At 62.2% G+C, this 15,020-nt stretch carries 9 protein-coding genes and 1 pseudogene; 2 read left to right on the top strand and 8 right to left on the bottom strand.

All coding sequences use genetic code 11. From position 1 onward, the window contains the following. The first annotated feature begins 32 nt into the window (after nt 1-32). The gene (locus ACYQ1A_RS18190; RefSeq protein WP_499364228.1) at nt 33-1,328 is read left to right on the top strand and encodes an aspartate carbamoyltransferase; all 1,296 of its coding nucleotides are present in this window, start codon (nt 33-35) and stop codon (nt 1,326-1,328) included. Nucleotide 1,329: 1 nt separating this feature from the next. Here ACYQ1A_RS18190 and pbpC read toward each other — a convergent pair whose 3' ends face one another. The 7 genes and pseudogenes from pbpC to ACYQ1A_RS18225 form a co-directional block, all read right to left on the bottom strand. Then, on the bottom strand, nt 1,330-3,501 hold the full coding sequence (pbpC, locus tag ACYQ1A_RS18195) for a penicillin-binding protein 1C (RefSeq protein ID WP_499364232.1): 2,172 nt from the start codon (nt 3,499-3,501) through the stop codon (nt 1,330-1,332). After that, nucleotides 3,491-9,172 carry an alpha-2-macroglobulin family protein gene (locus ACYQ1A_RS18200; RefSeq protein ID WP_499364234.1) on the bottom strand — a complete coding sequence of 1,894 codons (5,682 nt, stop codon included), beginning with the start codon at nt 9,170-9,172 and terminating at the stop codon, nt 3,491-3,493. The genes pbpC and ACYQ1A_RS18200 overlap by 11 nt, the downstream gene beginning before the upstream one ends. Before the next feature lie 102 nt (nt 9,173-9,274). Continuing rightward, nucleotides 9,275-10,018 (bottom strand): TlyA family RNA methyltransferase, encoded by a 744-nt coding sequence (locus tag ACYQ1A_RS18205; protein WP_499364236.1) that lies wholly within the window; start codon nt 10,016-10,018, stop codon nt 9,275-9,277. Nucleotides 10,019-10,023: 5 nt separating this feature from the next. Then, nucleotides 10,024-10,782 (bottom strand): pseudouridine synthase, encoded by a 759-nt coding sequence (locus ACYQ1A_RS18210; protein WP_499364238.1) that lies wholly within the window; start codon nt 10,780-10,782, stop codon nt 10,024-10,026. Between the two features lie 213 nt (nt 10,783-10,995). Further along, nucleotides 10,996-11,139, bottom strand: a pseudogene (locus tag ACYQ1A_RS18215) (LpxL/LpxP family acyltransferase); the annotation flags it as partial. A gap of 122 nt (nt 11,140-11,261) precedes the next feature. After that, nucleotides 11,262-12,134, bottom strand: a complete 873-nt coding sequence (locus ACYQ1A_RS18220; RefSeq protein WP_499364241.1) for an LpxL/LpxP family acyltransferase — start codon at nt 12,132-12,134, stop codon at nt 11,262-11,264. Further along, complete coding sequence (locus ACYQ1A_RS18225) at nt 12,131-12,988, bottom strand: lysophospholipid acyltransferase family protein (protein WP_499364243.1); 858 nt, start codon at nt 12,986-12,988, stop codon at nt 12,131-12,133. Before ACYQ1A_RS18225 ends, ACYQ1A_RS18220 begins: the two co-directional genes overlap by 4 nt. A gap of 93 nt (nt 12,989-13,081) precedes the next feature. Between ACYQ1A_RS18225 and metK the strand changes: the two genes are divergently transcribed. Beyond that, a complete protein-coding gene (gene metK, locus ACYQ1A_RS18230; RefSeq protein ID WP_053936684.1) occupies nt 13,082-14,251 on the top strand; it encodes a methionine adenosyltransferase in 1,170 nt (389 codons plus the stop codon). Nucleotides 14,252-14,323: 72 nt separating this feature from the next. Here metK and ACYQ1A_RS18235 read toward each other — a convergent pair. Continuing rightward, a partial coding sequence (locus ACYQ1A_RS18235; RefSeq protein WP_499364245.1) for an autotransporter outer membrane beta-barrel domain-containing protein occupies nt 14,324-15,020 on the bottom strand: 697 nt, incomplete at its 5' end.

Below are 15,020 nucleotides of genomic sequence, written 5' to 3' on the forward strand. Positions count from 1 at the left end.
ACGCACCGCGTATATTTCAGGGAGCCACCACGATGAGCCAACAAGTCTTTTTGCGCGATGCCATGCGCAAACTAAATATGACCCGCGATGCCTTTGCTGAGCGCATTGCCGTGCGTCGCCGCGCCCTCGATACCTGGTTGCTGCCCGAAGAATCGCAAGAATTCCGCACCATGCCCGAAGTGGTCGAGCGCTTTGTTACCGAAATCCTGGCGCGCGAAGCCATCCAGCCCGGCTCTACGCATAGCGCATATAAAGCCGATCTGCGCGACGTGATTGCCTCGGAAGGCCGTCACCATCTGCTTTCAGTCGAGCAATTTACGCGGGAGTCGGTCGGCGAGTTTTTCCGCGTCGCCGACATCATGCAGCCCATCGCGCGGCGGCAGAAAGTCTGTCGCGTGCTGGAAGGCGCGGTGCTGGCCAATCTTTTTTTTGAAGCCAGCACGCGTACCCGGGTCAGCTTTGGCGCCGCCTTTTGCCGCCTTGGTGGCAGCGTGTGTGATACCACCGGCTTTTCGTTCTCTTCGATGGCCAAGGGCGAATCGATTTACGACACCAGCCGCGTGATTGCCGGGTACGCCGATGCCATCGTGGTACGCCATCCGGAAAAAGGCTCGGTCGCTGAATTTGCCGCCGCCAGCAATATCCCGGTGATCAATGGCGGCGACGGCCCCGGCGAGCATCCCAGCCAGGCGCTGCTGGACCTGTACACCATCGAAACCGAATTTTCGCGCGTGGGCAAACTGGTCGATGGCGCGCATATCGCGCTGGTGGGCGACCTCAAATACGGTCGCACCGTGCATTCGCTGATCAAACTGCTGGCGCTGTATCGCGGCATGAAGTTCACGCTGATTTCGCCCACCGCGCTGGAAATGCCGGCGCATATCGTCGATCAGGTCAGCCGCAACGGCCATGTGGTGGTGCAGACCCAGTCGATGCATGAGGGCCTGCGCGGCGCTGATGTGGTTTACGCCACGCGCATCCAGAAAGAACGCTTTGTCGATGAATCGATGGAGGGTTATTCACCCGACTTCCAGATCAATGCCTCGCTGGTGGACGCCGTGTGCGGCAAGGACACCATCATCATGCATCCGCTGCCCCGCGACAGCCGCGAAGGGGCGAACGATCTGGCCACCGATCTGAACCACGATCCGCGCCTGGCCATCTTCCGCCAGACCGACAACGGCATTCCAATCCGCATGGCGATTTTTGCAGTGCTGATGGGTGTGGACACGCTGATCCAGCGCAATATGCGCGACGTCAGCTGGAAAACGCCGTCGCTGGTGGGGCCAGATGACGCGGCATTCTATGCGGTGGGCCAGGACAGCTAGATCAGCCGCTGGAGTTAGCCCGGCGCGGGGTGGGCGGCTTGAGCGTCGCCCCGCGCACTTCAAAATGTGCTTCACCGATAACGCGGCTGCCGTCGCGCATTTGCAGCACATGCCGCCCCGGCATGGGAAACCACGGCAGATGCGCGCCGCGTCCCAGCCACTTGCCATCCAGCCACCATTGCGGCTGCGCCACGCCGCTGCTGCGAAACACCACGCGCTGATGCTGGGGCGGGATGTCGGGGTCAAGCGCATACACCGAGCCATCCACCGGATTGGTAATGGCGCTGACCGCGCTGCGGCTATCGCTGGACGCGGCATACACCACGTCTTGCGCCGTGCCGGGCAAAAAGTATTCGCGCCGCGCGGCCTCGGTGTGCTGCTCAAAATTGATCTGGCGCGCCTCAACGCCCGCCGGTAACGGCGGCGGCAGCGAGGGCGTGGCCGCATGCAAGCGGTTCATCACACTCAGCCACACCGGCGCCGCACCGTGCATGCCCGAGACATCCCACATCGGCGCGCCGCTGGCGTTGCCCACCCAGACCCCCACCGTATATTTGCGCGAGTAGCCCATGGTCCAGTTATCGCGCATATCTTTGCTGGTACCGGTTTTGACAGCGGCCCAGAACGGCGTGGCCAGCGCGCTTTCCAGGCCAAAGGTACGGGCGCGCGCGGTGCGGTCAGACAAGATATCGCCGATGATAAAACTGCTTTGCACATCCAGCAGCCGCTGCGCTTTGGGCGCGGGCTCGGTCAACGTCCAGTGCGGCGGGCTGGCAAGACCTTGCGTTGCCAGGGCGCGATAGGCATTGGCCAGGTCCAGCAAACGCACATCGGCCGCGCCCAGCGCCAGGCTGTAACCGTAGTAATCGCCCGCTTCATTCAGACTGGTCAGACCCAGCGCGTACAGCCGTTCACGCAAGCGGTTGGGGGTGACGATGTCGATAGTGCGTACGGCCGGTGTGTTCAGCGATGAGGCCAGCGCGGTGCGCACTGATACCGGGCCTTTGAAATCCTTGTCGTAGTTCTGCGGCGCATACAGGCCGCTATTGGTGTTCAGGTCCAGTGGCCGGTCATCCAGCAAAGACGCGGCTGTCAGCCAGCGGCCTTGCAATGCCAGTTGGTAGAGAAAGGGCTTGAGGGTCGATCCGGCCTGGCGCAAGGCGGTGACGCCGTCCACCTCACTGGCTTGCGACAATTCGCCGCTTGAGCCCACCCACGCCAGGATGTCGCCGCTGGCGTTGTCGAGCACTACCACCGCGCCGTCTTCCACATTGCGATCACGCAATTCGGCCAGTTGCCGCTGCAATTGCTCCACGCAATAGCGCTGCAGGCGCGCATCGAGCGTCGTGCGGACGCGTTGCCCGGCGCGCAATTGCATATGCGCCTGCAGCTTGCGGGCGTAGTGCGGTGCCAGCGACACCGCGCCTGGATAGGCCGCGTTGCGCTGCGATAGGGCGCGTTGGGTTTCCACCGCCACCTGAGTGCAATCCGGCTTGCGCTGCATGCTGGTCAGAATTTCGCAGGCGCGGCGTGACACCCGGTCGACACTGGCGTTGGGGGCGCGGATCAGTGCGACTGTAATCGCCGATTCCCACGCGTCCAGCCCCGACGGCAGCTTGCCAAACAAGCTGGCCGACACAGCGCCGAGCCCCTTCAGTTCGCCGCGATAACCGACCAGGTTCAGATAAGCCTCAAGGATTTGGGCCTTGCTCCAGCTGCGTTCCAGCCGCGTGGCGCTGACCGTCTGGCCCAGTTTCTGGCTGAATGAGCGCTGGCCGCTGTTGCGCTTGAGGTCGGCGTCGAGCAAGCCCACCAGTTGCATCGTTAATGTGGAGGCGCCGCGCGTGCGCGAATTCCACAGATTGCCCCAACTGGCGGCGGCCACAGCGGACCAGTCCACCCCGCTATGGGCGTAGAAATTGCGGTCTTCCGACAGCACCAGCGCCTGGCGCAAAGCGGGGGAGATTTCAGGCAGCGTCACCCAATCCAGCTTGCGTGCGGTCATATCGACGCGCATGCGTTGTAGCGGCTGGCCGTTGCGGTCCAGCAGGATGGCGTCGGAGGGCGTCCATTGCGCTTTAACCGTGGCGAAGTCAGGCAGGGCCAGCGCGGGTGCGGCGGTCATGACCACACCCAGCGCCAGCAGCCCGCGACACAGCGTATTAATGCCCATCGCCAATCTTGTACAGCGGGTTAGGCGCAGCGCCGAAGACATCGGGGGCATACAGCGCTTCCACCCGCGTCGGCGGCAGTTTAAAGCTGCCGGCGTTGTTCAAACGCATGGTGTACTCGACGCTAAAGTCGCCGCGCGGCACGTATTCATAGAAAGCGCGATAACCGGCAAAGCGGCGTTCTACGTATGCCGACCACGCACTCCCTGCTTGCTGCTCACCTTGCGCGCTGATGGCTGAATCACGGCCCAAGCCATTGCCGAGGATGCTGGCGCCGGTTGGCACCGGGTCATCCACCACCACCCAGGTCATATCGGCTTGCGCAGTCACCTTCAACGTAACGCGCAATACATCGCCGCGCGAATACTGACCCGCCACCTTTTGCTGCACGGCGGTGATGGTTTTGCTGATGCGATAGCCCGCAGCCTGCGGCGCAGTCAGCGGCACGGCCGCGCTGACTTGCACCGTGGCCCACGGATTGCCGCTGCCCTGCTGGTTCAGCGTCAGCGTGCCTTTGCCACCGGTGGGCCACGGCAGACTGACCGCATCCGGCTTGGGCGTAGTCCATGCCGCGCTGCGCTGGGTATCGCCGAGCGCCATATCCACTTTGCCGGTGACCGGGTCTTTCTCGAACTGGCTGCTAAAGCGGCGGATCGCCAGCGAACCCCACGCGTTGGCGTTGGTGGTCATCCACACGCCTTTTTGCTGACGCGCCAACAAACCCGTAACCAGACGCGGCATATCGTCTTTCCAGTCCGGCAACTGGCTGGCCAGCAACACAATGCGCGCGGCGTTGACGTCGCCATTGCCCATCAGCCACCACCAGTAATCGTCCTTCTCGGTGGAGAACACCAGGCGCGTGCCTTGATACGTAAGGCGACCACGCAGGATTTGCTCGGCCTGCGCCAGACGGTTAGCGCGATCCGGCAACGACGGCGTGCGCTGCAGTATGCTGATCCAGTCCACCAGCATGCCGGTGTTCCAGCTATTGGGCTGCAGCGTCACCGTATCGATCTGGCGCGGTTGCAGCCGGCCGTAGCGCGCCAATGCGTCCAGCGCGGCCAGGCGACGAGCATCGCCCGAGTCACGCGCCATCCATAGATCACGCTTGATCTTGCCATCGACAAAATTGCTGAGGCCCACCAGCATGCGTTCTCGCAAATCATCGGGGATGGCGTAACCGGATTCGTTGGCCAGCGCCAGCACATAGGCGGTCAGCGTATCGCTGCCATGGCTCTCGATACCTTCGGCCGGCGGGAAGTAATACGCCAGGCCATCAGCATCCAGATACGCAGGCAGATCGCGCATGATGGCTTGCCAGCGGGTTTTGTCATCCAGGCCCGTGGCAATCGACGCGCGTTGTTCCAGGCACGAATACGGATAGGCCAGGAACCAGTCGCGCACGGCCGGCATATCGCCCGCCAGTCTGGCCTGCAGTTGCACCGAGACCCCGCCGCGGCCCGCTTCGGCCGTCGGCGGCAAGCCCACCGGGATGCTGACCGGGCCTTGCAACTGGCGCAGCGTGGCTTGTTGCACCGTCACCGGGATTGCGGGCTCGATGTCCTGCGTGATCGCCAGTTTATCCGCCGCCTGCTCGCCACCCACTTCACGCGCGGCAAAGGTCCACGCCAGCTTGTTGATCCCTTGCGGCAGCGTAACGGGCCAACTGACTTCACGTGCTTCGCCTGCGGGCAGGCTGATTGTTTGTTTGGACAGCTCGCCTAGCCCGGCCGCTTGGGCGCTCACTTCCAGCTTCATGGCGCGGCCGGAGCCGTTGCGCAGATTGATGCCTGCGGCAATCTGGTCGCCGTTGCGCGCCAGCGGCGGAATGCCGGAGGTGATTTGCACATCCTGCGTCACGGTAATCGAGGTGCTGCCGCTGCCAAACAGGCTGGTGCCGCTATCGGCCACGGCCACCAGCTTGAAGCGCGTCAGCGCGTCGTTCAGCGGCACGCTGAGCGTGGCACTGCCATTGGCGTCGAGCACCACATGCGCTTGCCACAGCAGCAACGTATCCAGCAGTTCGCGCGTCGGGGCAAAGCCGCCGCCGCCGCCCGGGGCCAACGATTTGCGGCCAAAGTGGCGCTTGCCCACCACCTGCAATTGCGCGGTGGCGGTCTCGATGCCGTAGCTGCGTCGTTGCAACATTGCGCCGAGCAAATCCCAGCTGTTATTGGGCTGCAATTCCAGCAGGGCTTCATCCACGGCCGCAAAGGCAACTTCGGTGCCAACAGGCGCCGGTTGGCCATTCGGCAATTTGACCTGCACTTTGACTTGCGCGGTTTTGCGGATCGAATAAATGGCTTTGTCGGCGCTCACACTGACTTTTAGCTGGTGCGCCGCGGTGCCCACGGTCAGTTCGGCCACGCCAAACTTGAAGGCCGGGCGCGATAAATCGACGGTGGCGGTGGGCGCTTGATAGTCGCGGCCCTCATGCCAATAGGCATCCCACCAGTCCATCGGCGTGCGCCAACCCCAGGTAAAGAAGGAATACCACGGTACTTCGCGCACGCGACCGCGCACGGCCAGCACCGAGACATAGACGTTAGGCGCCCAGTCCTGGCTGATCTTGACGTCGATGGTCGGGTTTTTGCCGCTCAGTTGCACCACACGGTTTTCGATAATGCCTTCGCGCTCGATAGCCAACCAGGCGGTGGCTTTGCGGAACGGCATGCGCACTTGCAGGCGCGCGGTTTCGCCCGGCTGATAGCTGGTTTTTTCCGGCAGGATATCGATGCGGTCGTTGTTGTCGACGTCAAACCAGATTTCGTTCTGGTTGGTCACCCACATGCTTTGCGCGCCCTGCGCGACGTGGCCCGCCTTGTCTTTGACTTCGGCCACCAGCTCGATGCTGCCCTCTTGCTTGAGCGTGACATCGCAGAACACCATGCCGTGCGCATCCGAGGTATCGCTACAGACTTCGCCCAGGTCTTTGCTGGTTTCCTGATGGTCATAGGCGTAAAAGCCGCCCACCAGACGTTTGCGACTGGATTCGTAATCATGCTGCGTGGCGTGGATGCTGACTTTCTGGCCCGCCTGCGGCTTGCCCTCGTTATCCAGCACCACCGCTTTAACGCCGACCGATTTGCCCGCTACCGCCATCCAGCGATCAACCGCCAGCCCCACCTTGAGCGCGCCGGGATACAGCGGCACGGTGCGTGACAGGGTTTGCACTTCACCATTGGGGTCGGCGTAAGTGGCTTCGAGTACCAGATCATAGGGCCGGTCGAGCGCGGGCATGTTGGCGACGCTGGTTTTGCCATTGCCGTTGGCGTCCAGCGTCAGCGGCGTTTTATCCAGTACCACCTTGCCATTGAGAGACCGCTGGGTTTCGCCGCGCCGCGATTCGGGCGCGCCAAAGGCAAAGCCGTCGTAGCCGCTCACGCGATCGTAATGTTCGTTAAGCATGCCGCTGACCTGCACCGGCAAGCCTTTGGCCGGGCCACCGCTGCCATACGACATCGACAGCGCCACCGGTACCGCCTTGGGCGCAATCGTTGCAGCGGGCGCGACGCTGAGCTGGCCCCGCATCACCGGCAACCGGAATTCTTCGACGCGGAAGCTGCCCGCATCCAGCGTAATGCCATCGCGTTCGATACTGTGCTCGCCGCGATCGCCGCCCTGGCGCGTGCCTTTGCGCACCATGCGCAAGCTATATGTACCCAGCTTGGCGCTCTTCGGTAGCGCAAAAGTTGATTCAGCATAACGGCCAGCACGCCATTGCAGCGGCTGGTGGAATTCCTGGCCGCTGCCGTCGTGGGTAATCACCAGATCATCCGGCAACTGGTTGTTCTTGAGCATGGCAAAGCCCTGGCGCGTCTGCACGCGGATCAGGTGCTTCATCGACACGGTTTCGCCCGCGCGGAACAGCGTGCGGTCAAAAATGGTGTGGCCGATGATATTCGGGCGTGTGCTGGTGTCTGTCGGCACGGCAAAGCGCCACGGCTCGATGCCTTCATCCCAAGCCGAGCGCACAAACGACACATCGTTACGGCCCTGCGCATCCTGTTTGCGCGCGGTGATAAACAAGCCGTTGAGCGCTGGTTCGCCGTTGCAATAGCGCATTTCTGGCAGGGCGTGGTCTATCTGCGCGATGCCGTTGGCGTCGGTTTTGCCTTCCCATAATTGTTGCTGCGCGCAGTCATACACGCGCACATCCGCGCCCGGCACCGGCTTGGCCTGGTCCAGCGTGGTCACCCAGACGGCGGCATTGTCGCGGCCGCGTTTGAAGTGCACGCCCATATTGGTGACCAGCATGGCGGTGCGGACATACATCGGCTTGTTGGCGCCCAGCAAGGCGCTGCCGAGCATCTTCGACTGGATTTCCACCACATGCAGGCCGGCTTCTTTGGCCGGAATGCCCACCACCGAGAACGGCCATTTGCCGGCTTTGTCGGGCGCAGCGGGAATGTCGGCGCGCTTAACGCCCGCTTCATGCGCCAACAGGCTCAGGCGGCGGGTTTCGGTCTTGCCGACGTAGCTTTCGTGATAAGCCTGCACCTTCGCCAGCCAGGTCATCATGGCGCGGTCATCTTGCACGGTCAGGCTATCGGCGCTGACCTGGACCTGCTTGACGCCCAGATTGGCTTCAACATCACGCAGGGTGACGGCGATGTTCGGGTCGGCATTGAGTTCAAGAATGCCGAACGGTGCGGCAGTGAACTTGGCCAGCGGAGGTGCGGTGCCGGTGCGGAATTTGAGTGGAAACGCATTGGCGTTAACCAGCGGGCGGCCGCTGTCGTCCACAAAGTCTTTGGGTAGGGTGATGCCGGGCTCGGCATTCTCGGCAAACGGCGGGGCAAACTGGATCGAGCGCACGGTGGGGCCGGTTTCGCGCTGCAGATCGGGCTTGCGCTCACCCTCGGGTGTCTGCAGGCGAATCTGCTCGGCCAGCTTGCGCGGCACATCGCCGGTGAACGACAGCGTAACCGGCCGCAGCGGAATACACGGCGCCTTGGCGGCCTGGCGTTCACAGCTGAAGCTGGCGCTGAACTCCTCCCGCACCTGGAATTGCAGCGTCTGGGTCTCGGCGCTGCCAGGACGGGTCAGCACCAGCTTGACCGATTTGCCAGCAGGCAGGCGCCGCGCGCATTGCACTGCTTCGACTGTGCTGGCTTGTTTCTCCCAGCCCAGATGTTTGATCAGCGTGGCCTTGTCGGCCTCACTCAGGCGGCGCGTGGGGATGCGTTCGGGGGCATCTTCCACCTGGCAAAACATCGGCACCGGGCCATGCACCACCCCGTTCATGCGCAAGATAAAGGCCTGATCTTCATCGACCTGATCACCCTCATAGGGCTGCGCTTCTTCGACCGCCAGCGGGCCAGTGCTAAAGCTGTAGCTGGCCGGACCGGTATAAGCGCCCCCATCCAGTGCCTTCAGATTCTTGCCAACCGTAAAGGTGCAGCGGGTGGCCGCCGGTATGCCCTTGGGAAAGTCCATCACCCAGCTACGATCATCAATCCAGTGGGCGTCGCCTTGCTGCGGGCAACTGACGCTGAAAGGCGCCGGGGCATTGACCGTGCCCATGCGCAGCATCGGCGCGGAGAAGGTGGCGCGGACTTGCTGCACCTCACGCACTTCGTTCTGCGGCGAGAACGTGCTGATCGAAACAGCGTGGGCGTAAGTCGTCAACGCGGACAGACACAGTAAAAGAACGGAGCGAAACGCAGTCATGAAATCAGCCGCAGGCAGTCGAAGGCGGCATAGATTTCAACACACTTCGATACATCAGTGTGTGATCGTGTCAGGTCCAACTAATACCGGGTCAGTCTGGTCTCAGCGTTTGCGAGCGTAGATGAAAAATTCGTGGTTGCCGTCGCCGCCGGTAATCGGGCTGGCAAAGTAGTCGAGTACGTCGAAATCCAGCGCCAGCGCGGCATTGCGGATTTTGCGTTCAACTTCGGCATAGCAATCGGCATTGCGCACGATGCCGCCTTTGCCGATGTGCTGCGGCCCGACTTCAAATTGTGGTTTGACCAGGAACAATAAAAGTCCACCCGGCGCCAGCAGTGCCGCCAGTTGCGGCAGCACCAGCGTGAGCGAGATAAAAGAGACGTCGCCCACGATCAGCTCGATCTCTCCATCGAGCGCGCTGGCAATGTGCTCGCGTTGCAGATGGCGCGCGTTGATGCCTTCAAATTGCTGCACGCGCGGATCGGCCAGCAAACGCGGATGCAACTGGTCGTGGCCCACTTCCACCCCGACCACCCGGCGCGCGCCGGCTTGCAACAGACAATCGCTGAAGCCGCCGGTGGATATCCCCACGTCCAGGGCTTGCCAGCCGCTCACATCCAGCCGGGCATGTGCCAGCGCACCGGCCAGCTTGAGGCCACCGCGCGAGACGTAACGGTCGCTCTCATCCGGCACGATTGCGATGCGGGCGTCCGCATCCAGCTTGACGCTGGGCTTGTTCACCGGCTTGCCATCAGCCGAAACGCGCCCGGCTTCGATCAGACCTTGCGCCGCAGTGCGCGACGCCGCCAGACCCAGCTGCACCAGCAAAAGATCAGCACGCTGCATGGGGCTTAATCAAAGGTCTCGTTGCTGGCCAGGTAGCGCCATTTGCCGGTGGGCAATTGGCCCAGCCGCACATTGCCGATGCGGATGCGCTTGAGGCCGACCACTTGCAGGCCGACCATTTCGCACATGCGGCGAATCTGGCGCTTTTTGCCTTCTTTCAGGATGAATCGCAGCTGGTCGGCGTTTTGCCATACCACTTGCGCCGGGCGCAGCGCTTCACCGTCCAGTTCCAGGCCATGGTTGAGCAAACGCAGGCCTTCATCGGACAAACGCCCGCTGACGCGCACCAGATATTCTTTTTCGACGTTGGAGTTTTCGCCGATCAGGGTTTTGGCCACGCGGCCATCCTGCGTCAAGACCAGCAAACCGACCGAATCGATATCGAGACGACCGGCCGGGGCGAGGCCACGCAGATGTTGCGGATGAAAGCGCTGGCCGGACAGATCGCCGTCCCAGTGGTTTTCCGGCACGATCAGCACCGAGGCGGGTTTATAGCCTTTTTCGGCCTGGGCGCTGACATAGCTGACTGGCTTGTTGAGCAGGATGGTGACGCGCGCGGCCTGGGCGGCTTGCGCGGGGGCTTCCAGCGTAACGGTCTGGCCCGGGCGCACGCGGCTGCCCAGCACATTGACCACCACGCCATCGACCTTGACCCAGCCGCGCTCGATGTATTCATCGGCCTCGCGGCGCGAGCACATGCCCAGTTCGGTCATACGTTTGGACAGGCGGATGGAATCGCTGGAATCGCTGGATTGGTCAGACATGGCGGGGAGAACCTCGAAGACGCCGGAAAACCGCGCAGTTTACCAGATCTACCCCACCCCCGCCCCGCCGCCCGGCTTGAATAAAACCGCATAGGGTGGGACTCGGCGTCCCCGTCGGACCCACCAAACAAAGCAATGAAGAAGAACGCAATGATTGCGTTTTGGGATACGGCTTTGAGTGGTGGGTCTAGACCCACCCTATGAGGGGGGGGCTTAGTACGGTGCTTGTTCGCCTTCGGGCCGGGTTTTGAAGCGGCGGTGTAGCCAGTAGTATTGCGCCGGAATTTCGCGCACGCGGTCTTCGATAAACTGGTTCATGCGGTTGGTATCGGCTTGCACGTCGTCGGACGGAAAGTCGAATAAAAACGCATAGGGTGGGTCGTGACCCACCGAGCAAAGCCGCGCGAAAAATTGCAACGCTTGCGTTTTGGGATACGGCTTTGAGTGGTGGGTCTAGACCCACCCTATGGGATAGTGGCTTAGTACGGTGCTTGTTCGCCTTCGGGCCGGGTTTTGAAGCGGCGGTGTAGCCAGTAGTATTGCGCCGGGATTTCGCGCACGCGGTCTTCGATAAACTGGTTCATGCGGTTGGTATCGGCTTGCACGTCGTCGGACGGAAAGTCGTGCCACGCCGGGTAGTAGCGCGTAACAAAGCCGTCTTTTTCCAGCCGCGTAATCATCGGCACCACAATCGCGCGGCCCATCGACGACAAGCGCGACAGCGCCGGGATGGTGGCAGCCGGGATGCCAAAGAACGGCGCAAAGATCGATTCGCGCGGGCCCATATCCTGATCCGGCAAGTAGTAGAACGGAATCACGTTCTGCCGCAGCGCACGCACAATGGCGCGGATGCCGTCGTTGCGTTTGATCAGCAGCGGCTCGCCAAAGCGGCTGCGGCCCATCAATAACAATTCATCAAACGGATTCTGGTGCGAGGCCGAATACATGCTCGCGCCCCAATGATCGATGGTGTGGCGGATGCCGCCGTAATCCAGCCCGATAAAATGCGGCGCCAGCAGGATGATCGAGCGGTCTTGCACCGCCAGATAATGTTCATAGCCTTCGCGCCGCACCAGCCGCTCCACGCGCGCCTTGCTGCCAAACCACAGCACGCCGTAGCAGGTGGCCACGGTCGCCATCAGGCGAAAATGCTCGCGCAGCGTGGCGCGGCGTTGCGCCTCGGTCCATTCGGGAAAGCACAATTGCAGATTGATCAGGCCGATCTTGCGCCGCCGCCCCGCCACGGCGTACAGCACGCTGCCCAGCACTGAGCCCATGCCGCGCAATACGGCAAAAGGCAGCAAATGCAGCAGCCAGAAAAACGCGGCCAACAGGCGGGCGGGAATACTCATTCAGACTCCGGGGCCGGCGCACCGGCCGGACGTTTGTAACGGTTATAGCTCCACAGGTACTGCTTGGGCGCCTGCAGGATGGTTAATTCCAGATTGCGGTTGAGCACGGTGGCGTCAGCCAGCGCGTCGCCAGTAAATTCGCCCTGCATCGGGCGGATATGCATGGCGTAGCCACGACCCCAGCTCAGACGTTCGGCAAAGCAGAACAGCACGATGGCGTCGCTATTGCGCGCAATGCGCGGCAACAAGGTCATGGTATAGGCCGATTTGCCAAAGAACGGCGCCCACACACCTTCGCCGCCGCCGGGGGCCTGGTCGGGCAGGATATAGACGCTTTGCTTTTCCTTGAGGGTTTTCAGCAGCAGACGCACGCCCTGGGCATTAGCTGGCGCGGCACGGCCGCGTTCGCGATCACGGCTGGCCAGCATCAGCGGCTCCAGCCATTTGAGCTTGGGCGGCCGATACAAGGCGGCCATGATGCGCGGCGTATTCATGCTGATATAAATGCCGCAGACTTCGATGGCGCCCAGATGCGGCGAAACATAAATCACCGGGCGCGGCTGGGCCAGCGCGGCTTCGACGTGTTCCCAGCCATCCACGTGTTTGACCATGGCGGCCACGTCTTTGGCGTGGCGCAGCCACGCGGCCAGCAGCTCCATGGCGCCTTTGCCATGCTCAGCAATACTCGACTTGCGCAATCGGATATAATCCAGACCGGCAAACCGGGCGGCGCGGGCTGAGTTCTCGTCCAGCCGCTGTCGGTAAGTCCCGGATGTCCACCATGCAATCCAGCCCAGCACAATGCCTGCGGCTTGCAGCACGCACAACGGGATATAAGCTAAAGGTCTGAACAAGCGCACCAGCATGCGTGGTTGGCCTTCCGGATAAAAACCCGGATTCTATCGACTTTCATTCATTACAGACACGGCACAAAGGACCTTCTCCTTATGAGCGAATTCCTGTTCACCTCCGAATCCGTATCGGAAGGCCATCCCGACAAGGTGGCAGACCAGATCTCCGACGCGATCCTGGATGCGATCCTGTCGCAAGACAAATATGCCCGCGTGGCCGCAGAAACGCTGGTGAACACCGGTCTGGTGGTACTGGCAGGCGAGATCACCACCACTGCCAACGTCGACTACATCCAGATTGCGCGCGACACCATCAAGCGCATCGGCTACGACCACTCCGACATCGGCTTTGATTACAAAACCTGCGCGGTGCTGGTGGCGTACGACAAGCAATCGCCCGATATCGCCCAGGGCGTTAACGAAGGCCAGGGTCTCGATCTGGACCAGGGCGCGGGCGACCAGGGCCTGATGTTTGGCTATGCCTGCGACGAAACCCCGCTGCTGATGCCGATGCCGATTTACTACGCGCACCGCCTGATGCAACGCCAGAGCGAACTGCGTAAAGACGGCCGTCTGCCGTGGCTGCGCCCCGATGCCAAGAGCCAGGTCACCGTGCGTTACGACGCCGAAACCGGCAAGGCCAAGGCCGTGGACACCATCGTGGTCTCCACCCAGCACCATCCGGACGTGTCGCACGCACAACTGACTGAAGCCGTGATCGAAGAAGTGATCAAGCCGGTGATTCCGGCCGAATTGCTCAACGGCACCAAATTCCTGATCAACCCGACCGGCCGTTTTGTGATTGGCGGCCCGATGGGCGATTGCGGTCTGACCGGCCGCAAGATCATCGTCGACACCTACGGTGGCGCTGCGCCGCACGGTGGTGGCGCGTTCTCGGGCAAAGACCCGTCCAAGGTGGACCGTTCGGCAGCGTATGCCGGCCGTTATGTGGCCAAGAACATCGTGGCCGCCGGCATTGCCAAGCAATGTCTGGTGCAAGTCAGCTACGCCATCGGCGTATCGCAGCCGGTGTCGATCATGGTCGATACCTGGGGCACCTCCAAACTGTCGAATGCGCAAATCGTTGATCTGATCCGCAAGCATTTCGATCTGCGCCCCAAGGGCATCGTACAAATGCTGGACCTGCTGCGCCCGGTGTACACCCGCACCGCCGCTTATGGTCACTTCGGCCGCGAAGAACCGGACTTTACCTGGGAACGCACCGACAAGGCTGAAGCATTGCGCGCCGACGCGGCCCTGCTGTAACCCTGCCGCATCCGCCGCAAGAAAAAGCCCGCCAGAGCAATCCGGCGGGCTTTTTTGTGGGCGCTGGCCGGGCTAGAACTGCTGTCCGAAGCGCGCCATTACCCCGTAATCATTGGTGGTATCCTGGCTGCTGGCATAGCCATCCAGGCTAAAGCTGCGGCGGCCACTCTGGTAATCCACGCCCAAGGTGCTGCTGTAATTAAACGGACTGCGTTGCCCATTCGCCGCCAGCAGGAATTGCGCTTGCGGCGCGCCCGCCAACGTGGCGCTGCGGATGCCGCTGCGGTACAGCAGGCTCGGCCCGCCCAGCAGATTGAAGTGGCCGTTCCAGCCGTTCTGGTCGGCGTAGCTCAGGCGGATGCCTGCCACCATATCCAGCGCGCTGCTGGTGTTGCCGGTGACGTTGAGGTTGTACAGGTCTGCCCCCGATTCCGCCACGGCGTCATCGCGCGTTTGCCGCCAGGCCATGCCGATGGCGGGCGCAATCTGCCAGTTGCCCGCGTGATAGGTATGGTCCAGCTGCACATTGGCCGCCAGTTGTTGCTGGCCGTTATCGGCGGTGGCGCTCTGGTGCACGTCGCCGAAGTTGAGCGCGCGATGCGTCTGCAACTGGTTGAGTTGCCACTGCGCATCGGCCTGCAGTTGCAGGCCTGCGCCCACCGGCCGGGTATAGGTCAGCGCCGCGTACTGGCTGTTGCCGGTCAGATTGCCGTTGTCAGACGTGTGGCTGCCGCTGCCCAGCCGCGCCCGGCCGTATTTGACCAGCAAA

Source organism: Silvimonas sp. JCM 19000 (assembly GCF_054652575.1).